Origin of the sequence: Streptomyces sp. NPDC059874 (genome assembly GCF_042731135.1) — a bacterium.
Lineage (GTDB): Bacteria > Actinomycetota > Actinomycetes > Streptomycetales > Streptomycetaceae > Streptomyces.
The window spans coordinates 25938-49367 of sequence record NZ_JBHWJY010000022.1; the positions used below are offsets into that span (position 1 = coordinate 25938).

Sequence of the window (23430 nt, forward strand, 5' to 3'; positions counted from 1 at the left end):
GGGATTTCACGGCAAATGGTGGCACCGTGACGACGCATGTCACGGAGGGACGGGGGAGTCATGTGGAGCGGTGACGAGCTGGATCTGGACGCGTACCTGGCGCGGATCGGCGTGCGGGGCGATACGGGCGGGGGCGGGGAACTCCGGGCGGACCTCGCGACGTTGTACGAAGTGCACCGCGCCCACACCGCCGCCCTCACCTTCGAGAACCTGGACGTGCTGCTCGGCCGCCCCGTCGAGCTGGAGGTCAAGGCGATCGAGGGCAAGCTCGTGCACGCCCGCCGCGGCGGGTACTGCTACGAGCAGAACTCGCTGCTGGCCGCCGCCCTGGAGCGGATCGGCTTCGAGGTTTCCGGGCGCGGTGCCCGCAACCGCACCCGCGGGGACTCCCTGACGGCCGTGACGCACGCCGTTCTCGTGGTCACGGTCGAGGGTGAACCGTGGCTGTGTGACGCCGGGTTCGGCTACCAGGGGCCCTGCGAGCCCGTCCCGCTGGCGCGGCCCGGTGTCGAGGTGAGGCAGGGGGAGTGGACGTACCGCGTCCGCGAGGAGCAGGACGGCATCCTCGTGCTGTGCTTCCTGCGCGAGGGGACCTGGCGGGACCTGTACGCGTTCTCCCCGCAGCGCTACCACCCCGTCGACTACGTCCTGCTGAACCACTACAGCTCCTCGCACCCGCGCTCCGCCTTCGTGTCGCGGGTCATCGTGCAGCGGCCGGGCGACCGTGCCCGCTTGGCCCTTGTCGGGAGGGAGCTCACCCGGCTGCTTCCGGACGGGCGGGTCGAGCGGGAGAGCGTGGCGCCGGACGAGCTGCTCGCCGTGCTCGACGGGGAGTTCGGGCTTCGGCTGTCCGAGCGGGACGGGGCGGAAGTGGTGCGGATCCACCGCGCCGGGGACTGACCCGGGCCCCGCCGGGACCGTACGATGGCGCAGTGCTGGTCAAGTGGATTCGCTGCACGGTGACGGACCGACGCGGGTTCGAGCGCGGGCAGCGTAAATGGGCGGGGCTGCCGGGCGAGCCGGGCTTCCGGGGGCAGGGCGGCGGCTGGAGCCGGGGCCGGCAGGGAGTCGCGCATGTCTTCGCGTTCTGGGAGAGCCGCTCCTTCTACGACTCCTTCATGGCCCGCAGCCACGACCGGCTGGCAGCCGCGCAGAACGGCACCTACACCGACCTGCGCGTCACCCTGTTCGACCACCGCTTCGACGTGAAGACGGGCTTCGAGCCCAGGTTCACCGACGCCGACGTCGTACGCGTCGCGCACACCAGGGTCCGCGAGGGCCGGGTCGACCACTTCGCCCTGATGCAGGAGAAGGTGTGGAATCCGGCCATGGCGGGCTCCCCCGGCATGATCCGGGGCCTGTTCGGCGAGGCCCCGGGCCGGGAGTTCCTGGTGCTGTCGATGTGGCACGCGGCCGCCGAGCACGGCAAGTACCGGCAGGAGCGGGTGGAGCGGCTCTCCCTGCGCGCCCAGATCCAGGCCGATGTCGAAGCCCTCACCGGTGACGTCGTGGACCTGGAACCCTCCTGGACCGTGTGACGGTATGGCCGTACGACGATCGGCGTGGGGGCTCGAGGGCTGACCGGCGTGCCCGTGACTCGGCCCGCCGGTGGCCGAATAGGGTCATGGGATGTCTCGACCACGTCGCATCGTCCTTGTCCGGCACGGGGAATCGGAAGGTAACGCCGACGACTCGGTGTACGAGCGGGAGCCCGACCACGCCCTGCGGCTGACCAAGAAGGGGCACGAGCAGGCCGCGGCGGCCGGCGAGCGGCTGCGCGAGCTGTTCGGCGACGAGACGATCAGCGCGTACGTATCCCCTTACCGGCGGACCTTGCAGACCTTCCGGGAACTGCGGCTGGACCCGACCAGGGTCCGGATGCGCGAGGAGCCGAGGCTGCGCGAGCAGGACTGGGGGAACTGGCAGGACCGGCAGGACGTACGGCTCCAGAAGGCGTACCGGGACGCGTACGGCCACTTCTTCTACCGGTTCGCGCAGGGCGAGTCCGGTGCCGATGTGTACGACCGGGTCGGGGCCTTCCTGGAGAGCCTCTACCGCAGCTTCGAGGCCCCGGACCACCCCGAGAACGTGCTGTTGGTGACGCACGGGCTGACGATGCGACTGTTCTGCATGCGGTGGTTCCACTGGTCGGTGGCCGAGTTCGAGGCCCTGTCCAACCCCGGGAACGGTGAATTCAGGATGCTCGTGCGCGGACCGGACGGCCGGTACCGGATGGACCGCCCGTTTGAGCGGTGGACCACACCCGAGCCTTATGACCTCGACGGCTAGAGTGGCCCGCGATGACCCCTGATTCCACTCCCGAACGGCGCTACGCACGCGCCATGTCCAGCCTCAGAGGGCTGGCGCTGGGTGACGCCCTGGGCTCCCAGTACTTCGTCCCCGTGAACTACCCGCTGCTCAAGCGGCGCGAACTGCCCGCCGGTACCGAGACCTGGCAGTGGACGGACGATACCGAGATGGCTTGCTCGGTGGTGGCCGTGCTGGCCGAGCACGGCCGCATCGACCAGGACGCCCTCGCGAGTTCCTTCGCCCACCACCACGACTTCGACCGGGGCTACGGGCCGGCCGTGAACCGGATGCTGCGTCTGATCCGGGAGGGCGAGGACTGGCGCACGCTGGCCGCCGAACTGTTCAACGGGCAGGGCTCCTGGGGAAACGGCGCCGCCATGCGCATCGCCCCGCTCGGTGCCTGGTACGCCGACGACCCGGAGCAGGCCACGCACCAGGCGGAGATCTCCGCCTACACCACCCACCAGCACCGCGAGGCGGTGTGCGGGGCCATGGCCGTCGCCGCGGCGGCCGCGCTCGCGGCGGATCCGGCCGGTCCGCCGAAGGCCTCCGACCTGCTGGACGGGGTGATCGCCCTGGTGCCGCGCAGCGCGGTGGGCGCCGGCCTGCGGCGGGCGCGGGACATGCTGGACTACGGCGACGCGACCACGGTCGCCGCGGTGCTGGGCTGTGGGCGGCGCACGAGCGCCCACGACACCGTGCCCTTCGCCCTGTGGTCGGCGGCGCGTTCGTTGGACGACTACGAGCGGGCGTTCTGGACCACCGCGCAGGTGGGTGGCGACGTCGACACGACCTGCGCCATCGTCGGCGGCGTGCTGGGCGCGAGCGGCACGGAGGTGCTGCCGGCCGCGTGGCTCGCGCGCACGGAGGCCCTGCCGACCTGGCTGCCGAGGGCGGCGAGCTAGGCCCTGTCGTCAAAGTGGCACCTGGCCCGGGGGCCGACGCGCCGTGGGCTTCCAACTCGGGCCGAGGGCGTGCGACTCGGCCGGGGGCGCCCTTGACGGGATGCTCCGTTCCGATTGTCACGGTCCTGCCACAGGGCCTTTTGAGCCTGTTCAAAACTGCCTGGCACCGGCCTACGCTGTCCGCTTCGCCGCCCCTCCTGAACGCCCGGGGCGGCCGACAGGGGAGGGACCGATGTCAGACAACACCGACGGCATGGACGCAGCCGAGTCGAAGGCCGCCGCCGGGGCCACGCCGGCCGCCGGAGCGACCGGGCCGGCGGTCGGTGCGCCGTCCGGAGGGTCCCCCGGTGCCGCGCTGCCGCCGCCCGCGCTGCCTCCCGAGGCCGCCGCGCGATACGCCTGGCAGGCGCACCAGGAGCGGGCTCGGGCCGAATCCCTCGCCAGGGCCTCCGCCCCACCCCCGTGGGTCGTGCGGGTGCGTCCCGCCGAAGCCGCTCCCGTGCGGACCGCGACGCTCGTCGCGGCCCTCGCGGCCGGCTTCGCCGCCGCGCTGCTCCTCGGCGACGGCCTCGGCCCCGGCCTGCCGCTCGCGGTGCTGCCCGCGGTCGTCGCCGCGTACGTCGCCGCCCGCACGGCCCGCCGGGCGCCCCGCCCTTGGACCCTGGTCTGGGCGGTCGGCTGCCTCGCCCTCCTCGTCGTGCCGGCCCTGCGCGACTCCGCCTGGCCGGCCACGCTCGCGATACTGGCCGCCATCCTGCTCGGCGCGCTCGCTCTGCACGGCAGCCGCACCTGGCACGGGGTGCTGCTGAGCCCGTTGGGCTTCGTCGAGTCCGCCGTGACCGGCACCGGCTGGGCCTGGGCGGGTCTGCGCGCGCGCAGCGGGGGGATCGGCAAGGACCGCTGGCTGCCGATCGTGAAGGCGGCCGTCGTGGCCGTGGCGCTGCTGGTGCTCTTCGGCACGCTGTTCGCCTCCGCCGACGCCGCCTTCGCCGATCTGCTGGGCGACCTCATGCCCGACGTCTCCGTCGGGGACGGGCCCGCCCGGACCGCCCTCTTCGTCCTCGGTGCCGTCCTCGCGATCGCCGCCGCGCGCACCGCCGCGGCCCCGCTGCGCTGGGACCGGATCGAGATCACCCCGGGCAAGCCGCGCTCCCGCGTCGAATGGGCGCTTCCGCTCATCGTGCTCAACCTGCTCTTCGCGGGCTTCAACGCCGTCCAGCTGGCGGTCCTGTTCGGTGGCTACGACAAGGTCCTGAGCAGCACCGGCCTCACCTACGCCGAGTACGCCCGGCAGGGCTTCTGGCAGTTGCTCTGGGCCACCCTGCTCACCCTCGTCGTCATCGCGCTCGCCCTGCGCTGGGCCCCGCGTGCCGGAGCGGGCGACCGCCGCTTCGTCCGCGTAGTCCTCGGAGTGCTGTGCGTGCTGACGCTGGTGGTCGTGGCCTCCGCGCTGCGCCGGATGGACCTCTACGTGGACGCGTACGGGCTGACCCGGCTGCGCGTGTCGGTGGCCGCGATGGAGCTGTGGCTCGGGCTGGTCATCGTACTGATCATGGCGGCAGGGGTGTTGGGCGCGCGATGGCTGCCGCGCGCGGTCGCGGGCAGTGCGGCCGCCACCGTCCTGGCCTTCGGCCTGCTGTCCCCGGACGGAATGGTCGCCGAGCGGAACGTGGCGCGCTACAAGGCCGACAACAAGATCGACCTCGCCTACTTCCAGTCCCTGTCCGCGGACGCGGTACCCGCCCTCGACGGGCTGCCCGAGCCGCAGCGGTCCTGCGCCCTGCGGGGGATCAACGACGAGATGGCGCGGGCCGGTGAGGTCCCCTGGTACGCGATGAGCCTGGGCGAGTACCGGGCCCGGAAGATCCTGCGGGAGCGGCCGGTGACCGTTTCGTACGAGAAGTGCTCACGCCTCGGCGCCTTCGGGAGCCGTATCGAGTACTAGCAGTTCGCGTACGAAGGGCCCTGGCGCGGGAATCCTCCCGGGCCAGGGCCCTTCGTACGACCGGTCGTGCTCAGGCGGCCGGACCGGCCTTCGCGGCGGAGCCGTTCAGGGCCTCCAGGTCGCTCTTGCGCACCCGGATCACCAGCAGGGCGGTGGCCAGGGCCAGACCCGCCATCGCCACGGCGGCGAAGAACGCCGTGGAGATGCCGTGGGCCAGCACGAGGTCTCCCCAGTAGTCGGGCAGTCGACCGGACTCCTTGGCGGCGGCCAGCTGACCGGGATCGGCCTGGGCCATGAAGGCCTTGGTCTGCTTCTCGGCCTCGCTGCGGGTGGCCGTGCCGAAGACGGTGACCAGGATGGACAGGCCGAGCGAGCCGCCGACCTGCTGGCTGGCGTTGAGCAGCCCGGACGCCGCCCCGGCCTCCCTCGGCTCGACGCCGGAGACGGCGGTGAGGGTCAGCGTCACGAAGTTGAGGCCCATGCCGAAGCCGAACAGCAGCATCGGCCCGAGCACCCCGGACGCGTACGAGGAGTCGGTCCGGATGAAGGTCAGCCAGGTGAGCCCGGCGCCGACGAGGGCGCTTCCGGTGACCATGAACGGCTTCGGGCCGAGGCGCGGCAGGAAGCGCTGCGAGAGGCCGGCCGCCGTGACGATGGCGACGGTCACGGGCAGGAAGCCGAGCCCGGACTGGATCGGGGTGAAGCCCAGCACGTTCTGCACGAACTGGACGATGAAGAAGAACATGCCGAACATCGCGGCGGCGAGACTGAGCATGATCACGTAGGTGCCGGCGCGGTTTCGGTCGGCGAACATGCGCAGCGGGATGATCGGCTCGCGGGCCTGGGACTCGATGGCCACGAACAGCGTGAGCAGGACGAGCGCCGCGGCGAACGAGCCCAGGGTGAGGGAATCGCGCCAGCCGTCCTCGGAGGCGCGGATGAATCCGTAGACGAGCGAGGCCATGCCGCCGGTGGAGGTGAGTGCTCCGGCGATGTCGAAGCGGCCGGGGTGGCGTTCGGACTCGCTGATGTACAGCGGGGTGAGGACCGCGATCAGCACGCCGATCGGCACGTTGACGAAGAGCACCCAGCGCCAGTCGAGCCACTCGGTCAGCATGCCCCCCGCGAGCAGGCCGATCGCGCCACCGCCGGCGGAGACGGCGGCGAACACCCCGAAGGCCCGGTTGCGTTCGGGGCCCTCGGCGAACGTGGTGGTGATCAGCGCGAGCGAGGTCGGCGAGGCGATGGCCCCGCCGACGCCCTGCAACGCGCGGGCTGCGAGCAGCTGCCAGGGCTCCTGGGCGAAGCCGCCGAGGAGCGAGGCCAGAGTGAAGAGCAGGATTCCGGTCAGGAAGACGCGGCGTCGGCCGAGGATGTCGCCGGCCCGGCCGCCGAGCAGGAGCAGGCCGCCGAAGGTGAGGGTGTAGGCGCTGAGCACCCAGGAGAGGTCGGTGGTGCTGAAGGCGAGGGCGGTCTGGATGTGCGGGAGCGCGATGTTCACGATCGTCGCGTCGAGGACGACCATGAGTTGACATGCGGCGATGACGGCCAGCGCCACTCCGGGGCGTCCCTCCCGGCGGGCCGCGCCCGATATTCGGGGTGTGGCGAGTTGAGAGCTTGTCACTGAGGATCCCCCCAAAGTGAAATAGTGAACGCATCCGTTCACTGCCGTCTACGGTAGGAGCCAGGCCTTAGGGAACGCAAGCGTTCACTAAGGCTGAAAATGTGCGCGAGGGGCGCGCGGTGGGCGCACGGGCCGGTGGGAGGTTCAGATGATGGTGGGTTCGCGCTGGTCGGCGGCGTCTCCGGGGCGCAGGCGAGGTCCCGAACTCGAACGGGCGATTCTCGACGCCGCGTTGGAACAACTCAGCACGGTCGGCTGGAACGCGCTCACGATGGAGGGCGTCGCGGCGGGCGCGCAGACGGGCAAGGCCGCGCTCTACCGGCGCTGGCCCTCGAAAGCGGACCTGGTGGCCGATGTGCTGCGGTCCGGCCTGCCCCCGATCGGCGAGATCCCCGACCGCGGGTCGATCCGGGAGGACCTCTTCTTCCTGTGCGTGCGGATGCGTGACGTCATGGCGTCGCGGGCCGGGCTTGCTCTGCGGTCGGTGCTTCACGAATGCGACCACGTACATGCCGACCGCTTCCACGGGGTGATCTGGTCGGGGCTGCACGAGCCGGCGCAGGAGCTGATCAGGAAGCTGCTGCGGCGCGGAATCGAGCGGGGTGAGGTGCGGGCGGACGCGACGAGTCCGTTCGTCGTGGACGTCATTCCGGCGCTGCTGATGTACGGCGCCAAGGTGCGCGGAAGCGAATGGGAGGACTCGGAGATCGGGGCGATGATCGATGAGGTGATGGTGCCGGTGCTCAGGGTGTGAGACGTGGGGCGCGGCCCGGCCGGTGGAGCGGAGGCGGCGCGGAAGCGGCCCGGGTGCGTGGTGGGGGCGACGGGGAAGCGGCCTGGTGGCGGCCTCGCGGCCGCCCCGGCGGGGGTCCCGCGGCGGCCCGGCGGGAGTCTCGCGGCAGGCCTGCGGGGGCTCCGGCGCGGGCCGCGCCGGAGCTGGAGGCGGGCCGGGGTGTGCAGGCGGCGCGGGGCGGCGTAACCTTGCTGGCGCCATGCCGTACGAAGCACCCACCCACACCGTCGAGCGCTCCCTCCGTGCAACCACCGGCGCCAGGGTCATCGCCGGGGTCGACGAAGTCGGACGAGGGGCCTGGGCCGGTCCCGTCACCGTGTGCGCGGCGATCACCGGTCTGCGCCGGCCGCCCGCGGGGCTCACCGACTCCAAACTGCTCACGCCCAAGCGGCGCGATGCCCTCGTCGAGGTCCTGGAGGGCTGGGTCACCGCGTACGCCCTCGGGCACGCCTCCCCGGAGGAGATCGACGAGCTGGGGATGACCGCCGCCCTGCGGCTCGCCGCGGAGCGGGCCCTGGAGTCCCTCCCGGTGCGGCCCGACGCGGTGATACTCGACGGCAAGCACGACTATCTCGGCCCGCCCTGGCGGGTTCGAACGGTGATCAAGGGTGACCAGTCCTGCGTCGCCGTCGCCGCGGCCTCGGTGATCGCCAAGGTCCGGCGCGACCGGATGATGGCCGAACTCGGCCAACAGGGCGACGGAATCGAAGACTTCGCTTTCGCCGCCAACGCCGGCTACCCCTCGCCCGTACACCGGGCGGCACTTGAGGAACGGGGGCCCACTCCGTACCACCGGCTCTCGTGGTCGTACCTCGACGCGCTGCCCCGGTGGCGCCACCTGAAGAAGGTGCGCCGCAGCGAGGAGTCGATGGAGCTGGAAAACGGAGGCCAACTCGGCTTCGATTTCTGATCGCACCCATGTGCCACCGGCCGGTACGTTTCGTACCGGTGTTTGATAGACATCAACCCGCCTCTCACCCCGCCTTCGAGGAGCCTCAGATTCACGAGAGTGCCCAGGGTCCCCGCGTCACGCCGGCCGCCGGCCGCACCGCGCCGACCCCCCGCCCTGTACCTGGTCCGCGTCCCGTAGCCGTACCGCGGCCCGGACGCCCCGGTCCTGTCCGGCCCGCACCGCCCGCGCAGCGTGCGCCGCAGGCCGCCCCCGGACCCGTTCCCGCGGCCCCCACCGCTCCCACCGCACCGTCCGTCTCGGCGGCGGTGCCGCAGATCCAGCTGATCCCGGCCTCCGCCGAGGGCGCGCTGGACGCGGCCGAAGAGGCCGTGGACCTGCTGCTCGACACCGGGCGCGCGCCCGGCGACATCCTGGTGCTCACGACCGGGGACCCGCACCCGTGGGCCGCGCACGAGCTGTCCTTCGGCGAGGCCGCGTACTGGGCCCTCCACGATGCCGGGGACGACGTCTTCTACGCGGACGCGGCGCAGCTCCAGCGTGCCGCCGGACGCCCCGTCGTGGTCCTCGCGGCCAACGGCGGAGAGGCCGACATGCTGGTCGGAACCCTGCCGGTCGCGCTCGCGCGCGCTGGTGCGCTGCTGATCGTGTGTGGCGACCCGCAGCAGATCAACTCCGTGCTGGGTGCGGGCGTCTGACGCCCCGTAACCCGGTGAGGGCGTGGGGCGGGGCAGGCGCGAGCCCGCCCCGCTGAAGCCCGAGGCCTGATCCGCCGTACGCCCGCTCCAGGGTGTACGGCCGTTGGGCATGCCCGGCGGCCCGCGGTGGGATGGTCGGCGCGCGGAGGTCGATGCGCGCGAGTCGATGTGCGGCGGTCGAGTGTGCGGCAGTCGGTGTGTTGCGGTCGGTGTGTTGCGGTCCGGCGGCGCGGTCAGCGGGCCGCGGTCCGGCGCAGGGCCTCGGCCGCGCCGCCGACGGTGTGCAGTGCGATCGGGGCGAACTCGGCCGCGGTGTCGCCGAGTCGTTGCGGCCGCGAGTCGGAGCTGGGCCGCCTGCCGCCCCGGCCTTCGCCCAGCACCTGCCAGCCGCCGCGAGTCAGAGTGATGTACGCGCCGCAGCGCAGCCCGTGCAGGGTGCAGGCGTCACGCAGCCCCCACATCCAGGCGCCGTCCTCCTCGGTCCACCGCTCGTCGCCCTCGCGGCAGTAGAGCAACACCGCGGTCCGCACCGGGGTGCGTCGCCGCAGGTCGTGCGGGAGGACCCGGCGCAGCCGGGACAGCAGGGCGTTGCGGTACTCCCAGCCGTCGGCCGAGACCGACCGCTGCACGAAGGAGGCGCTCGCCACGAGCTGCTCCTCCGGGCCGAGGACGGCGATGACCGCCGTCGAGGGCACCGGTGTGTGCCGGGAGTGCAGCCCGCTGACGACCTCGCGCGGATTGCGGAGCAGGGGAATGCCCGACGCCGTCCATTCGGCGGGTTCCAGCAGCCTGCCGTGCCGGCTGGTGCCACCGGTGGCCGTTGTCAGCGACGTGGTCGAGGGCGGGGCGGATCCGAAGGTCACGGTCCTCCCTTCGGGTACACGCCCGCGGACGGGCACTGCTGAGTTCGGGCGCGCCGCAGCGCGGCCCTGGAGGGTGCCGGGGAGCCGAGCGGGAGCACTCCAATTCTCGCGTGGCCTCCGACCGTGCGGCAACGAGCAATTGCCGCCGTCGACCGGAATCCATCGGTATGCCGTTCATATCCTTGCCCCGCCACGCCGGAGATGACGCATTCGGCTACCCCTGGAGCGCCAACACCAGGGGGAACACCCCGCGCGCGCCCGCCCGTCGGAGCAGTCGGGCGGCCACCGCCAGGGTCCAGCCGCTTTCGGCGCGGTCGTCCACGAGGAGCACCGGACCCGCTGCCGACGCGAGTGTCTCGGCCAGGGCGGGGGGAACGGTCAAGGCCTGGTGGAGCCCGCGCACCCGCTGGGCGCTGTTCGAGGACGGCAGTCCGAACTCCGGGGCCTGATCCGTGTACTCCAACGTCCCGAGCAACGGCATCCGCCCAACCTCCGCGATCCGCGCGGCCAGTGAGCCGACCAACTGGGGCCGGGAGCGCGAGGGCAGGGCGACCACGCCCACCGGCCTCGCGGGTGCGTCCGGCGCGCCCGAGGCCCAGCCACCGGGGCCTCGGGCCCAGTCGGCCAGGACCGCCACCACGGCCTGCGTCACGTCGTCCGGAACTGGCTGGTCCGGATTCTGTGGCGCGAGCATGGGCCGCAGCCGGTTGCCCCAGCCGATGTCGGACAGCCGGCCCAGGGCCCGGCCCGTCGAGGCCTGCTCCCCGGCCGGGATGCGTCCCTTGAGGTCCACCCCGACCGCCGCGAGGCCGGTCGGCCACATCTTGCGGGGCTCCAGCTCGACACCGGGCCGGCCGAGCTCGCCGCGTGCGGTGTCCAGCGCGGTGGTGGAGACGTCCGCGGTGAACCGGGCCCCGGCGCAGTTGTCGCAGCGGCCGCAGGGCGCGGCCTCCTCGTCGTCGAGCTGGCGGCGCAGGAACTCCATCCGGCAACCGGTGCCCGCCGCGTAGTCGCGCATCGCCTGCTGCTCCGCGGCCCGCTGGCGGGCCACCCAGGCATAACGCTCGGCGTCGTAGACCCACGGCTCGCCCGTCGAGGTCCAGCCGCCCTTGACCCGGTGCACGGCGCCGTCCACGTCGAGGACCTTGAGCATCGTTTCCAGGCGGGTGCGGCGCAGGTCGACCAGCGGCTCCAGGGCGGGCAGCGAAAGCGGGCGGCCCGCCTGCGCCAGGACGTCGAGGGTGCGGCGCACCTGCTCCTCCGGCGGGAAGGCCACCGAGGCGAAGTACTGCCAGATCGCCTCGTCCTCGCGGCCCGGCAGCAGCAGCACCTCCGCGTGCTCCACGCCACGGCCCGCGCGGCCCACCTGCTGGTAGTAGGCGATGGGCGAGGAGGGCGAACCCAGGTGCACGACGAACCCCAGATCGGGTTTGTCGAAGCCCATGCCGAGAGCGGACGTGGCCACCAGGGCCTTGACCCGGTTGGCCTGGAGGTCTTCCTCGGCTTGCTGGCGGTCGGCGTTCTCCGTCTTGCCCGTGTACGAGGCGACGGTGTGCCCGCGGTGGCGCAGGTACGCGGTGACCTCCTCGGCCGCCGCCACGGTCAGCGTGTAGATGATCCCGGAGCCGGGCAGCTCCCCGAGGTGGTCGGCGAGCCAGGCCAGCCGGTGCGCGGCGTCGGGCAGGGTCAGCACCGCCAGGCTCAGGCTCTCGCGGTCCAGCGGGCCGCGCAGCACCAGCGCGTCCGTGCCGGCTCCGGTGCCCAGTTGTTCGGCGACGTCGGCGGTCACCCGGGCATTGGCCGTCGCGGTCGTGGCCAGCACCGGGACGCCGGGCGGGAGGTCGGCGAGCATGGTGCGCAGTCGGCGGTAGTCGGGGCGGAAGTCGTGTCCCCAGTCGGAGATGCAGTGTGCCTCGTCCACGACGAGCAGACCTGTCGCGGCGGACAGCTTGGGCAGGACCTGGTCGCGGAAGTCAGGGTTGTTGAGCCGTTCCGGGCTCACCAGCAGGACGTCGACCTCGCCCGCCGCCACCTCCGCCTGGATCCCCTCCCACTCCTCGGGATTGGCCGAGTTGATCGTGTGGGCGCGGATACCGGCCCGGGCCGCGGCCTCGACCTGATTGCGCATCAGCGCGAGGAGGGGGGAGACGATCACGGTGGGACCGGCGCCGGCCGCACGGAGCAGCGAGGTCGCGACGAAGTAGACGGCGGACTTGCCCCAGCCCGTGCGCTGCACCACCAGCGCCCGCCGCTTGTGCGCGACGAGGGCCTCGATCGCGAGCCACTGGTCCTCGCGCAGCCGAGCGGTGCCCGTGGGGTCGCCCACGAGACGGGCCAGTACGGAGTCGGCCGAGGACCTCAGGTCTGCGTTCATGCCCCCATGCAACCCGATGCCTCTGACATCGCGCCAATGCGACTCCGACCCTGTGGATGTTGAAACGTGAACAGAGTTATCCACAGGGCTTTCGGGATCGGATCGCCGACGGGATCTTCATGGCATGACGAACAGCCACGAATCACGCATCCCGTCCGAGCGGCCCTCCGTCAGCACGACCGGAGCCGCGACCGAACCGCAGATCACCCTGCGCAGCCCGGCCGAACTGGCCGACGCGCTGCCCTACATGCTCGGGTTCCACCCGACCGACTCCCTCGTCATGGTCGCCGTGCACGGTGAGGGCGGCCGCTTCGGCGGCCGGCTCCGTGTCGGCATCCCCGCCACCCCTTCCGAATGGGAGGACACCGCACGACAGGTCGCGGACTGCCTGATCCGCGGCAGCGCGCGGCGCGGCGGCAAGCCCGACGGCATCGTCGTCTTCCTCTGCCAGGAGCCGAACGGGGAGGAGAGCGGGCAGCGGGTGATGACGCGGCTGCGCCCGCTCGCCCAGCGGATCCGACTGGCCTGCGGCGCGTTGGACGTGCCCGTGCTGGAGGCCCTCTGCCTCTCCGCGGGCCGATTCTGGTCCTACGTCTGCCCTGACGAGCGCTGCTGCCCGGCCGAGGGCAGTCCGCTGGCCGCGACCGGTACCTCGGTGCTGGCCGCCGCCGCCACCTTCGCGGGCCTCCAGGTCCGGGGCTCGCTCAAAGAGATCGAGCGACGGCTGACACCGCTGCGCGGGGCCGTCGCAGGGGAGATGGAGCGAGCCCTCGACCGGGCTGCCGCCGCGCTGGTCCCGAAGATCCTCGACGGGGCGACCAGGGAGGAGGTCGGCGCCGAGACCATCGCCCTGGCCGGGAGCCTGATGCGGCGCATGACCCTTGCCCCGCCCGCCGAGGGCGGTCCCCGCGCCGACGACTGGGACGACGCGCTGCTCACCCACGACGAGGCCGCGGCGCTGATCCTCGGCCTTCAGGACCGTGAGATCCGGGACGTCGCCGCCGAGTGGATGGAGGGCGAGGAAGCGGCCCCCGCCCTGCGACTGTGGCGGGCCCTGGCCCGGCGCTGCGTCGGGGCCTACGGCGAGCACGCGGCGGCCCCGCTCACCCTCGCCGGCTGGGTCTCCTGGTCCACCGGGGACGAACCGACCGCCCGCATCGCCCTCGGACTGGCCCTGCGGGCCGACGCCGAATACCGCTTCGCCCAGCTGCTCCACCACGCCTGCAACGAAGGCATCGACCCCGAGGGGTTGCGGCAGTGCCTGCGGGAGGAGCGCAGGCGCCGGGAGCCACGACGCGGGCGTTCGAAGGCCGGTACCCGTCCGCCCGGCCGGCGGGACCGGGCCGGCACCCGCCGCGAGTCCCGCCGCACCGCGAGGAGCGACCAGTGAGCCCGCGTCGGCCACCCTCACGGCGTACCCCCGTGCATCGGATCCGGAGCGCCCTGGGCCTGGTCCCGCGGGGCGGGCTTCACCCCGGGCGCGCCGAGGCCCGCTCGGAGCCCGTGACCCGGGCGGGGGTGGGGGCGTTCCCCTGGAGGGCGGCGGGGGCCCGGACGCGCCGCTGCCCAGCCGAACCGACCGGAGCGCAGACAAGGCGACACATGTCTCACCCCGCACCTCCCCGCCCAGCCGGGGTGCCCGCCGCCCGCAGGCCCGAGCTGCCGCCCGTGCACGGCTCCGTCATCTGCGTCGCCGCGCCCTGTCTGGTCATCTCGCCCGAGCACGGCCAGTTGACCGGCCGGGGGATCGACGGCGTCTACCGCTCGGGGCGGCGGCTGTTGTCGCGCTGCGTCCTGCGGGTCGGCGGTCGGGACCCGATCGCCGTGCAGGGGCGCAGCCTCGGCGCCGACCGTGCCTCCTTCACCGCGACGGTGCGCACCGGCGCCGAGCCCGGGCCCGACCCGGACATCGGGGTGGAACGGGTCCGGCACGCGGACGGCACCGAGCGGATCACCCTGCGCAGCTTCACGGCCCGGTCGGTACGCCTCCCGGTGGAGGTGCTGCTCGGCACGGACCTGGCCGAGCTGGCCGCGGTGGCCGCCGGCCGGGCCGGACCGGAACTGCCCGCCGGGGTGCACGCCGCCGGGCTGCGCTGGAGCAACGGCGAGGCGCAGGCCGTCACGGCCGCCGATCCGCCGCCGGACGACGCGCTGGCCTCGGCGGGGCTGCTGCGCTGGCAGCTCGAACTGGGCCCCGGCGAGTCCCGCACCATCGAGCTGCGGACCACGCAGGACCGCGTCACACGGGCGCCCGCCGGCCAGGTGGCGAACCCGCTCTCCGAAGCCCGGGCCGAGGGGGACGACCCGAGGGTCGAGGCGTGGTTCGGGACCAGCGTGGGAGACCTGGGCGCGCTGCTGCTGAGGGACCCCGCCGAGCCGGGCGACTCCTTCGCCGCGGCGGGCGTGCCCTGGCGGCTGGGGCTGGCCCCGGCCGAAGCGCTGTGGGCCGCCAGGATGGCGCTGCCGCTCGGCACCGGGCTCGCGGTGGCCACCCTGCGCATCCTGGCCCGGACGCAGAACGGCGGACGGGAGCCCGAGGCCGGGAAGATCCCCGGGCCCCTGCGCGGAGCGGGTCCGCAGCTCCCCCCGGGGTGCACCGGCACGGAAGCGACCCTGGCCTTCCCGACGGTGCTCGCCGAAGCCAGGCTCTGGGGGATGCCGGAGGAGGAACTGGCCCGGCTGCTTCCGACAGCGGAGAAGTGCCTGGAGTGGCTGCGCGGCGCGCTCGGGGAGGACGGCTTCCTGGCCGACCCCGATCCCGGGCCGCGGCGCTGCGAAACCCAGGCCCACGCCCACCGCGCCGCCCTGCTCGGGGCCGACCTCCTCGCCGCGTGCGGGCGCCCCGGGGCCCAGGAGTGGCGGGAGCGCGCGGCGGCGCTGCGGGAGCGGTTCCGGGCCGGGTTCTGGATCGACGGCCCGGACGGCGGCCGGCCCGCGGCGGCCCTGCATCCGGACGGCAGGCCGCTGCCCCGACTGACGGGGGCCGCCGCCCACCTGCTCGACACCGGACTGCTCGGCGGCGGTCGACTCGCCCAGGGGCTCCTGGATCGGGCGCGTACCGAGCAATTGGCCCGGTTGCTCGGCGCCCCCGCCATGGACTGCGGATGGGGACTGCGGAGCATGGCCGTCAAGGAGCCGGGGCACAACCCGTTCGGCCATCGCTCCGGGGCGGTGCGGCCGTACGAGAGCGCGGTGGCGGTGGCCGGTCTGGCCCAGGCGGGCTTCGAGCGGGAGGCCACCGGCCTGCTCGGAGGCCTGCTGGACGCTGCGGAGGCCTTCGGCTACCGGCTGCCCGAGATGTTCGCCGCCGAGCAGCGCACCGCCACCGGCGCCCCGCTCCCGCACCCGGCGGCCTGCCGGCCCGCCGCGGTGGCCGCGGCGGCCGGGATCCACGCGCTGACCGCCATCGCCGGAATCCGACCCGACGCTCCTGCCGGCACGGTCGCCCTCGTCCCCCTCCCGGGCGCCCCCCTCGGCGCGCTGCGGCTCTCGGGCCTGCGCGTGGCGGGGGAGCCGTTCGCAGTCCGGATCAGCAGGTTGGGCCTCGCAATGGTGGAGGAGGCGGCCGATGCGCTCCAACTGGGAGGCTAGCCTCCAGAACAGTGCCTTCAAGGTCACCAAAGAGCTGTTTATCGTCAAGCAGACGACTATGATCGCGGCATGTCGCCCTACGACCCGTCGGCCTTTCCGCCCTTTGCCGTCACCGTCGACCTGGTCGTGCTCACCGTGCGGCGCCACGCGCTCTGTGCGCTGGTGGTCCGCAGGGGTGAGCCACCGTTCCAGGGGCGCTGGGCGCTGCCCGGCGGTTTCGTCCGGGCGGACGAGGACCTGGGGGCGGCCGCGGCCCGAGAGCTTTCCGAGGAGACCGGCCTCTGCGCGCTCGACCCCGCCGCACCGGGCGTGGACAACGGGGCGCATCTCGAGCAGCTGGCGACCTACGGCGATCCGAAGCGGGATCCGCGGATGCGTGTCGTCAGCGTGGCGCACCTGGTGCTGGCTCCGGACCTGCCGGCGCCCAGGGCCGGGGGAGATGCCAACAGTGCCCGCTGGGCCCCCGTCGACGAGCTTCTGGCCTCCGTGGACGAGGCCTCCGCGGGGCTCGCCTTCGACCACGCGCGGATCCTCGCCGACGGTGTGGAGCGGGCCCGCTCGAAGATCGAGTACTCCTCGCTGGCCACCGCCTTCTGCCCTGCGGAGTTCACCGTCGGCGAGCTGCGCCGGGTCTACGAAGCCGTCTGGGGTGTGGCCCTGGACCCCCGGAACTTCCACCGCAAGGTCACCGGCACCCCCGGTTTCCTCGTGCCGGCCGGAGGGACGACGACCCGTCAGGGCGGCCGCCCGGCCCAGTTGTTCAGAGCCGGCGGCGCCACCCTGCTCAACCCGCCGATGCTGCGTCCGGAAGTCTGACGTTCCGACGGGCAGGTTGCGCCGAAAATCGGACATATCGCGTTATCTTGTTTGCGGTACTCACCCTGCCGCAGAGCGGTCTCACACCCCGCGAGAGAAGCGATGCTCCAGGCCATCGGACTCACCAGCACCTCACGCCACGACGCCCCGCCCCTCGTGGACGACCTCACTTTCGAGGCTCGCCCGGGGGCCGTGACCGCCCTGCTCGGCGAGCCGGGATCGGGCAAGACCACCGCGCTGCGGCTCATGCTCGAGCTCGATCCGGGCCGCGGCGTGACCTACTTCCGCGGCCGCCCGCTGCACCGGATCCCGTACCCCGGCCGTGAGGTCGGTGTGCTGCTCGGCGACGTCCCCGGCAACCCCGCCCGGACCGTCCGCAACCAGCTGCGGATGCTCTGCGCCGCCGCCGGGGTACCGGCCTCGCGGGCCGACACCATGCTGGAGGTGGTCGGCGTCGCGGGTCTGCGCGACCAGCGGCTCGGCTCGCTCTCCCTCGGCATGGAGCGTCGGGTCGCGCTGGCCGCGGCGCTGCTCGCCGATCCGTGCACCCTGCTCCTGGACGAGCCCGGCGCGGGGCTCTCCCCCCGCGAACGCGGCTGGCTGCACGGGCTGCTGCGCGGCCATGCCTCCCTCGGCGGCGCGGTGCTCTTCACCACCGACGACGCCAAGGAGGCCGCACGCAGCGCCGACCGGGTCGTCAGCATCGCCGCGGGCCGGCTCGTCGCCGACCAGGACGTCGCCGAGTTCGCCCGGACCAGGCTGCGGCCGCGGGTCGCGGTGCGCACCCCGCACGCGGCCCGGTTGGCCGACGTGCTGGGCCGCGAGGCCCGCGCCGCCCATCGTTCGGTGGAGATCGTCGAGGAGAGCGGCAGCCGCCTGTCGGTGTACGGGAGCAACTGCGCCGAGGTCGGTGAAGCGGCGTTCCGGCACGGGGTGCTGGTGCACCGGCTCGCCGACGAGACCGGTGACGCCGGCGCGCCGACGCCACCGCTCCCGCACGCCCGCTCCGCGGCCGAAGCTCCCGAGACGACCACCGGAACGACCGTGGACACGACCACGGACACGACCGCCGACGCGGTCTCCGGCTCGGCGTCCGGCCGGGTCTCCGGATCGACCACGGGCGCGGCCGCCCAGGAACTCCCCGGTGGCCGCGCCCGGCATGACCGCTCCCGGCGGCCCGTCTCGGCGGTGCGCCGCGTCGGCGGACCGCTCCGGCCGCTGCGCTACGAGCTGCTCCGTGTTTTCGGCACCGCCACCCCCGTCCTCACCGCCACCCTCGTCGTCGCCGTCTCCGTCCTCACCGCCCTGGTGCTGGCCCGGACCGGGAACACTCCGCAGAACCGGCTCCTCGCCGCCTGGCCGGAACTTCTCCCGCTGCCACCCGCCGCGCTCGGGGCAGGGCTGCTCGGCGCCCTGGCGTTCGGCGAGGAGTACCGCTACCCGGCGCTCGCCGCCGACCGCGGCACCGTGCCCCGCCGGATGGGGCTGCTCGCCGCCAAACTGGGCGTGTCCGCCGTCCTCGCCCTCCTGCTGGGCACCCTGGTCGTCACGGCCGACGCCGCCGCGCTGGCCCTCGTGTTCGACAGCGGTCCGCTGCGCACCCCGGCGGAGTGGCTGTCCCCGGCCGCCAGTTGGGCCGGGCTGCTCATCGGCTGCGGCTGGGCGGGCGTCCTGGCCTCCGGTGTCTTCCGATCCGCCACCGCCGGCCTGGCCGCGGTGCTCGCCGTACCGGTGATCGTCGTCCCGCTGGTGCGCCGGGCGCTGGAGGGCTCGTCCGCCTACCCGATGACCGGACTCGGGCCCCGGCTGCGCGGCCTGGCCTGGGTGCAGTGGCCGCCCGAGGCGGACCGCCTGCTCCTCGGGGCCCTGCGGGTGATGGCCCAACCCGTCGGAACGGCACTCGTCCTCTCGCTGATGGTCCTGTTGTGCGCCTATGGGTTCACCGGACTGCGCAGCAGGGTCCGTTGGTGATCGTTCGGATGCGGGAGAAGTCGCGTACGGGACCGTTGCGGTCCACCTCGCGGGAAGCGGACCGCAACTCCCCGCAAAAGGCCCGGTTCCTTACGATAAGTCGTCAATTGCGTAGGTGGCACCGATCACCCTTTCGTGTGCTTTTCACCAAAGACCTCAAGGGTCATGGAGGCACGACCGACAAAGGATTCGTGAGTACCCTTGCGCACACCATGATGACCAACGCCCGCCATGCCGATTCCGGCCTCGCCGGCCCGGGCGAACTCGACCGCTACCCCTACGCGGAGACCCCCGGGTCCGACCGCGCCGGAGCGCCCCACTGGGACGGTGCCGACGTCGAGTTGAGCCGTGTGGGCCGACGCGCGGCGGGCAGCCGCGGCCGCGGCCTGCACGGCCAACTCGTCCAGCAGCTCGGCCAGATGATCGTCTCCGGCGACCTCGGCGCGGACCGCCCCCTGGTCCCCGAGGAGATCGGCCAGCGCTTCGAGGTCTCCCGCACGGTCGTCCGCGAATCGCTGCGGGTCCTGGAGGCCAAGGGCCTCGTCAGCGCCCGCCCCAACGTGGGCACTCGGGTCCGGCCCGTCGCCGACTGGAACCTCCTCGACCCCGACATCATCGAGTGGCGGGCCTTCGGCCCCCAGCGTGACGACCAGCGCCGCGAGCTCAACGAACTCCGCTGGACCATCGAACCCCTCGCCGCCCGCCTCGCCGCGGGTCACGGCCGCCCCGACATCCAGCAGCGGCTGGCCGACATGGTCGAGATCATGGGCCACGCCCTCGGCCAGGGCGACGCGATCACCTTCGCGCGCGCCGACAACGAGTTCCACGCGCTCCTGATCCAGGTCGCCGGCAACCGCATGCTGGAGCACCTCTCCGGCATCGTCTCCGCCGCGCTCCAGGTCTCCGGCAGCCCGATCACCTCCTGCGACCGCCCGAGCGAGACCTGCGTCGCGCACCACGCGCGGATGGTCGAGGCCCTGGCCTCCGGGGACGCGACGGGCGCCGAGAGCGCCATGCGCCAGCTCCTGACGGTGCATCCGGAGGTCGAGCGCGTGGTCCCCGCCCCGCGCGAGCACTGACGGGCGGACGCGCGGGGGTGCACGACGTCGCCGGGCCCGGTCGGGTCCGGCGACACCGGCGTGCGGCGCCTTTCCCGGGCCCACATCGCGCCGTGACCCGGGCGTATGGCCCTATGACCGGCATCAGTGCATACGGGGTGTGACTCGGGCCACGAAGATTGGGCGTAACGCTCCGCGAGGTCCCGCGATGACCTAAGAGGTGATGGCCGACGGAGGGAATGCAGCAGCCCTTGTGGGTGCTGTGCAGCTCCCCGGCCCCTGCCCGCGCCGCCGGCCCATCCCCAGTCGGTGGTCGTCGGCTCCGGTCCAGCACCACGAGGCCCGGGGTCGGAAGCCGTTTCCATCGTTCCGAGAGGTTGTTCGTGTCGGCCAGCACATCCCGTACGCTCCCGCCGGAGATCGCCGATTCCGAGTCTGTGATGGCGCTCATCGAGCGGGGCAAGGCCGAGGGGCAGATCGCCGGCGATGACGTGCGTCGGGCCTTCGAGGCTGACCAGATTCCTGCGACCCAGTGGAAGAATGTTCTGCGCAGCCTCAACCAGATCCTCGAGGAAGAGGGTGTGACGCTGATGGTCAGTGCCGCGGAGTCGCCCAAGCGCACCACCCGCAAGAGCGTCGCAGCGAAGAGCCCGGCCAAGCGGACGGCCACCGAGCCCGTAGCCAAGAAGACGGTGGCGAAGACGACGACGAGCAGCGTCGACGCCGCGGCCCCGGCGGCCGGGACGGTGGACCCGGAGACCGCGGACGCTCTCGCGGAGGAGCCCGGAACCGAGCCCGCCGCCAAGAAGACGGCGGCGAAGAAGACGGCGGCCAAGAAGGCCGCGCCCGCCAGGAAGACCGCCGCCAAGAAGACCGCGGCGAAGAAGACGGCCGCCAAGAAGGACGCCGACGAGGCCGGCGACGAGGAAGCCTCGGAGGACGGTCCCGACGCCGCGAAGGCCGAGGCCGAAGAGGAAGAGGAGGGCGGCGAGAACAAGGGCTTCGTCATCTCCGACGACGAGGACGACGCCCCCGCCCAACAGGTCGTGGTCGCCGGCGCCACCGCCGACCCGGTCAAGGACTACCTCAAGCAGATCGGCAAGGTTCCCCTCCTCAACGCCGAGCAGGAGGTCGAGCTCGCCAAGCGCATCGAGGCGGGCCTCTTCGCCGAGGACAAGCTGGCGAACTCCGACAAGCTGGCGCCCAAGCTCAAGCGCGAGCTGGAGATCATCGCGGAGGACGGCCGCCGAGCGAAGAACCACCTGCTGGAGGCCAACCTCCGCCTCGTGGTCTCCCTCGCCAAGCGCTACACCGGCCGCGGCATGCTCTTCCTGGACCTGATCCAGGAGGGCAACCTGGGTCTGATCCGCGCGGTCGAGAAGTTCGACTACACCAAGGGCTACAAGTTCTCCACGTACGCGACGTGGTGGATCCGCCAGGCGATCACCCGCGCCATGGCCGACCAGGCCCGCACCATCCGCATCCCGGTGCACATGGTCGAGGTCATCAACAAGCTCGCCCGCGTCCAGCGCCAGATGCTCCAGGACCTGGGCCGCGAGCCCACCCCGGAGGAGCTGGCCAAGGAACTCGACATGACCCCCGAGAAGGTCATCGAGGTCCAGAAGTACGGCCGCGAGCCGATCTCCCTGCACACCCCGCTCGGCGAGGACGGCGACAGCGAGTTCGGCGACCTCATCGAGGACTCGGAGGCCGTCGTACCGGCCGACGCCGTGAGCTTCACGCTCCTGCAGGAGCAGCTGCACTCGGTGCTCGACACCCTGAGCGAGCGCGAGGCAGGCGTGGTCTCGATGCGATTCGGCCTCACGGACGGCCAGCCCAAGACCCTCGACGAGATCGGCAAGGTCTACGGGGTCACCCGCGAGCGGATCCGCCAGATCGAGTCGAAGACGATGTCGAAGCTGCGTCACCCGTCGCGTTCGCAGGTGCTGCGCGACTACCTGGACTGACCGGTAGGCGCCGCGGGGGACCGTACGTCGGTGGCCGTGCGCGGGTGCGCACGGCCACTGGTCATCCCACTCTGGGTGGAGTCATGCACACTCGGAGTCAGGAGGCCTCATGCGTCGTCCCTTTGCCCATGCTCTGGCGGGAGCGCTGACCCTGGCGGCTGGAGCGGCCGCGGCGCCGCTGGCCCAGGTACCGCAGGCAGCCGCGGACAGCGTGGTGATCGGCGGCAAACCGGTGAAGGTGGCCGACAGCCCGTGGGTGGTGGCCCTCGCCAGCCGTGACCGGTTCGGGGGTACGCGGGGCGGGCAGTTCTGCGGGGGCGTCGTGGTGGCCCCGACCACCGTCGTGACCGCGGCCCACTGCCTGGCCCGCCAGGTGCTGGGCGGCCCCGTCGAGTCCGTCCCCGACTTCCGGGTGATCGCCGGGCGTACGGAGCTGCGGGCGACGGACGGCAGGGAGATCGCGGTGCGCGCGGCACGGGTGAACCCGGCCTACGACACCGGGAGCAATGCCGGGGACCTCGCCGTTCTGGAGCTCGCCGAGGCGGTTCCCGCCCACCATGTGCTCCCGATGGCCGGGCCGGGGGACACCGCCTACGCGGCGGGGACCGAGGCGGCCGTCTACGGCTGGGGCGACACGAGCGGCTTCGGCGACTACGCGTACGCGCTGCGTGCCGCGCGGGTGACCGTACTGTCGGACGAGGTCTGCGGGCGTGCCTACCCGGGGGACGCCGACGGACAGTTCCGCGCCGAGTCCATGGTGTGCGCGGGGGACGACGGGGGCGGGAAGGACGCCTGCCAGGGCGACAGCGGCGGCCCGCTGGTCGCCAAGGGGCGACTCATCGGGCTGGTGTCCTGGGGGCGCGGCTGCGGGCGCGCCGACAGCCCCGGGGTGTACACCCGGATCGCCCCACTGGCCGACTTCGTGAGGGGCCCGGAGAGGGCCGAGCGGCAGGGCGGGGTCCAGGACGTCGCGGCGGGCGCCCGGAGGGGCTACGTACCGGCAGCAGGGCCCGTGGAGGGGTATCGAACGGATGAGCCGGTCCGGAAGGCGCCCCGGTAGGGCGCGCCGGAGGCCGGCAGCCCGGATCGGGCGGGGCGGCCTCCGAGGGCGGATGCGAGGACGGGCGGCGCCCCTGGGTTTCAGGGATGCCGCCCGTCGACCGGCACGGCCGGTCCTGGCTCGTCGGATGCGAGGTTAGGCCTGTGTCAGCGGTCCTCGGTGTCGGCATTGGCAGCCGGAGCGGACGTGAGCCGCTCGGTCTCATCCTGTATTTCCGCGGCGATCTTCTTGAGTTCCGGCTCGAACTTACGCCCGTGGTGGGCGCAGAAGAGCAGTTCACCGCCGCTCAGCAGGACGACGCGCAGATATGCCTGGGCGCCGCAACGGTCGCATCGGTCAGCGGCCGTCAGCGGGGTCGCGGGTGTCAGAACAGTAGTCACGTCGCCTCTTCTCTAGCTCGACGAGCTGTCGTACCAGGGTCAACATCCAACCAGGCCGAAAACGTTCCCGCTCGCGGCTTTTCCTCGAAACTTCCTTCCGAAGCTGGCCGGCTGTTGCCGGTTGGCGGCGAAGGAGCCGTATTGCGTTGCTTTACGGTTTCGCGT

At 73.0% G+C, this 23430-nt stretch carries 19 protein-coding genes; 15 read left to right on the forward strand and 4 right to left on the reverse strand.

Going from position 1 to position 23430, the window contains the following annotated elements:
* Nucleotides 1–36 precede the first annotated feature (36 nt).
* The 5 genes from ACFV9H_RS15090 (at nucleotide 37) to ACFV9H_RS15110 (ending at nucleotide 5160) form a co-directional block, all read left to right on the forward strand.
* Nucleotides 37–900: an arylamine N-acetyltransferase gene (locus ACFV9H_RS15090; protein WP_385397802.1), complete on the forward strand. Its 864-nt coding sequence runs from the start codon at nucleotides 37–39 to the stop codon at nucleotides 898–900.
* Nucleotides 901–932: 32 nt separating this feature from the next.
* Entirely contained in the window at nucleotides 933–1538 is a 606-nt protein-coding gene (locus tag ACFV9H_RS15095; RefSeq protein ID WP_319728923.1) for a YdbC family protein, read from the forward strand.
* Nucleotides 1539–1629: 91 nt separating this feature from the next.
* On the forward strand, nucleotides 1630–2289 hold the full coding sequence (locus ACFV9H_RS15100; RefSeq protein WP_385397804.1) for a histidine phosphatase family protein: 660 nt from the start codon (nucleotides 1630–1632) through the stop codon (nucleotides 2287–2289).
* Between the two features lie 11 nt (nucleotides 2290–2300).
* Complete coding sequence (locus ACFV9H_RS15105) at nucleotides 2301–3215, forward strand: ADP-ribosylglycohydrolase family protein (protein ID WP_385397806.1); 915 nt, start codon at nucleotides 2301–2303, stop codon at nucleotides 3213–3215.
* A 232-nt stretch (nucleotides 3216–3447) separates the two neighbouring features.
* Nucleotides 3448–5160: a DUF4153 domain-containing protein gene (locus tag ACFV9H_RS15110; RefSeq protein WP_385397808.1), complete on the forward strand. Its 1713-nt coding sequence runs from the start codon at nucleotides 3448–3450 to the stop codon at nucleotides 5158–5160.
* Nucleotides 5161–5230: 70 nt separating this feature from the next.
* On the opposite strand, the gene ACFV9H_RS15115 is transcribed toward ACFV9H_RS15110, so the two are convergent.
* Complete coding sequence (locus tag ACFV9H_RS15115; RefSeq protein ID WP_385397810.1) at nucleotides 5231–6784, reverse strand: MFS transporter; 1554 nt, start codon at nucleotides 6782–6784, stop codon at nucleotides 5231–5233.
* Between the two features lie 151 nt (nucleotides 6785–6935).
* Between ACFV9H_RS15115 and ACFV9H_RS15120 the strand changes: the two genes are divergently transcribed.
* The 3 genes from ACFV9H_RS15120 to ACFV9H_RS15130 all read left to right on the forward strand — a co-directional run bounded on the left by ACFV9H_RS15120 (nucleotide 6936) and on the right by ACFV9H_RS15130 (nucleotide 9185).
* Complete coding sequence (locus ACFV9H_RS15120) at nucleotides 6936–7538, forward strand: TetR/AcrR family transcriptional regulator (RefSeq protein ID WP_385397918.1); 603 nt, start codon at nucleotides 6936–6938, stop codon at nucleotides 7536–7538.
* Between the two features lie 238 nt (nucleotides 7539–7776).
* The gene (locus ACFV9H_RS15125) at nucleotides 7777–8487 is read left to right on the forward strand and encodes a ribonuclease HII (protein ID WP_385397812.1); all 711 of its coding nucleotides are present in this window, start codon (nucleotides 7777–7779) and stop codon (nucleotides 8485–8487) included.
* A gap of 8 nt (nucleotides 8488–8495) precedes the next feature.
* Complete coding sequence (locus tag ACFV9H_RS15130; protein WP_385397814.1) at nucleotides 8496–9185, forward strand: hypothetical protein; 690 nt, start codon at nucleotides 8496–8498, stop codon at nucleotides 9183–9185.
* A gap of 233 nt (nucleotides 9186–9418) precedes the next feature.
* On the opposite strand, the gene ACFV9H_RS15135 is transcribed toward ACFV9H_RS15130, so the two are convergent.
* Together ACFV9H_RS15135 and ACFV9H_RS15140 are read right to left on the reverse strand one after the other, a co-directional pair.
* A complete protein-coding gene (locus tag ACFV9H_RS15135) occupies nucleotides 9419–10048 on the reverse strand; it encodes a hypothetical protein (RefSeq protein WP_385397816.1) in 630 nt (209 codons plus the stop codon).
* A 214-nt stretch (nucleotides 10049–10262) separates the two neighbouring features.
* Nucleotides 10263–12422 (reverse strand): RecQ family ATP-dependent DNA helicase, encoded by a 2160-nt coding sequence (locus ACFV9H_RS15140; RefSeq protein ID WP_385397818.1) that lies wholly within the window; start codon nucleotides 12420–12422, stop codon nucleotides 10263–10265.
* A 124-nt stretch (nucleotides 12423–12546) separates the two neighbouring features.
* On the opposite strand from ACFV9H_RS15140, the gene ACFV9H_RS15145 reads away from it, so the two are divergent.
* The 7 genes from ACFV9H_RS15145 to ACFV9H_RS15175 all read left to right on the forward strand — a co-directional run bounded on the left by ACFV9H_RS15145 (nucleotide 12547) and on the right by ACFV9H_RS15175 (nucleotide 22885).
* Nucleotides 12547–13812 carry a DUF4192 domain-containing protein gene (locus ACFV9H_RS15145; protein ID WP_385397820.1) on the forward strand — a complete coding sequence of 422 codons (1266 nt, stop codon included), beginning with the start codon at nucleotides 12547–12549 and terminating at the stop codon, nucleotides 13810–13812.
* A 212-nt stretch (nucleotides 13813–14024) separates the two neighbouring features.
* Entirely contained in the window at nucleotides 14025–16013 is a 1989-nt protein-coding gene (locus ACFV9H_RS15150; RefSeq protein ID WP_385397822.1) for a glycogen debranching N-terminal domain-containing protein, read from the forward strand.
* 69 nt (nucleotides 16014–16082) lie between these two features.
* The gene (locus ACFV9H_RS15155; RefSeq protein ID WP_385397824.1) at nucleotides 16083–16829 is read left to right on the forward strand and encodes an NUDIX domain-containing protein; all 747 of its coding nucleotides are present in this window, start codon (nucleotides 16083–16085) and stop codon (nucleotides 16827–16829) included.
* Nucleotides 16830–16931: 102 nt separating this feature from the next.
* Nucleotides 16932–18800 (forward strand): ATP-binding cassette domain-containing protein, encoded by a 1869-nt coding sequence (locus ACFV9H_RS15160; protein WP_385397826.1) that lies wholly within the window; start codon nucleotides 16932–16934, stop codon nucleotides 18798–18800.
* 191 nt (nucleotides 18801–18991) lie between these two features.
* On the forward strand, nucleotides 18992–19879 hold the full coding sequence (locus tag ACFV9H_RS15165) for a FadR/GntR family transcriptional regulator (RefSeq protein WP_385397828.1): 888 nt from the start codon (nucleotides 18992–18994) through the stop codon (nucleotides 19877–19879).
* 356 nt (nucleotides 19880–20235) lie between these two features.
* Complete coding sequence (locus ACFV9H_RS15170) at nucleotides 20236–21825, forward strand: RNA polymerase sigma factor (protein WP_385397830.1); 1590 nt, start codon at nucleotides 20236–20238, stop codon at nucleotides 21823–21825.
* A 109-nt stretch (nucleotides 21826–21934) separates the two neighbouring features.
* Entirely contained in the window at nucleotides 21935–22885 is a 951-nt protein-coding gene (locus ACFV9H_RS15175; RefSeq protein ID WP_385397832.1) for a S1 family peptidase, read from the forward strand.
* Nucleotides 22886–23031: 146 nt separating this feature from the next.
* Here the strand turns inward: ACFV9H_RS15175 and ACFV9H_RS15180 are convergent, their stop codons facing one another.
* The gene (locus ACFV9H_RS15180) at nucleotides 23032–23265 is read right to left on the reverse strand and encodes a hypothetical protein (RefSeq protein ID WP_243631750.1); all 234 of its coding nucleotides are present in this window, start codon (nucleotides 23263–23265) and stop codon (nucleotides 23032–23034) included.
* Between the last annotated feature and the right edge of the window lie 165 nt (nucleotides 23266–23430).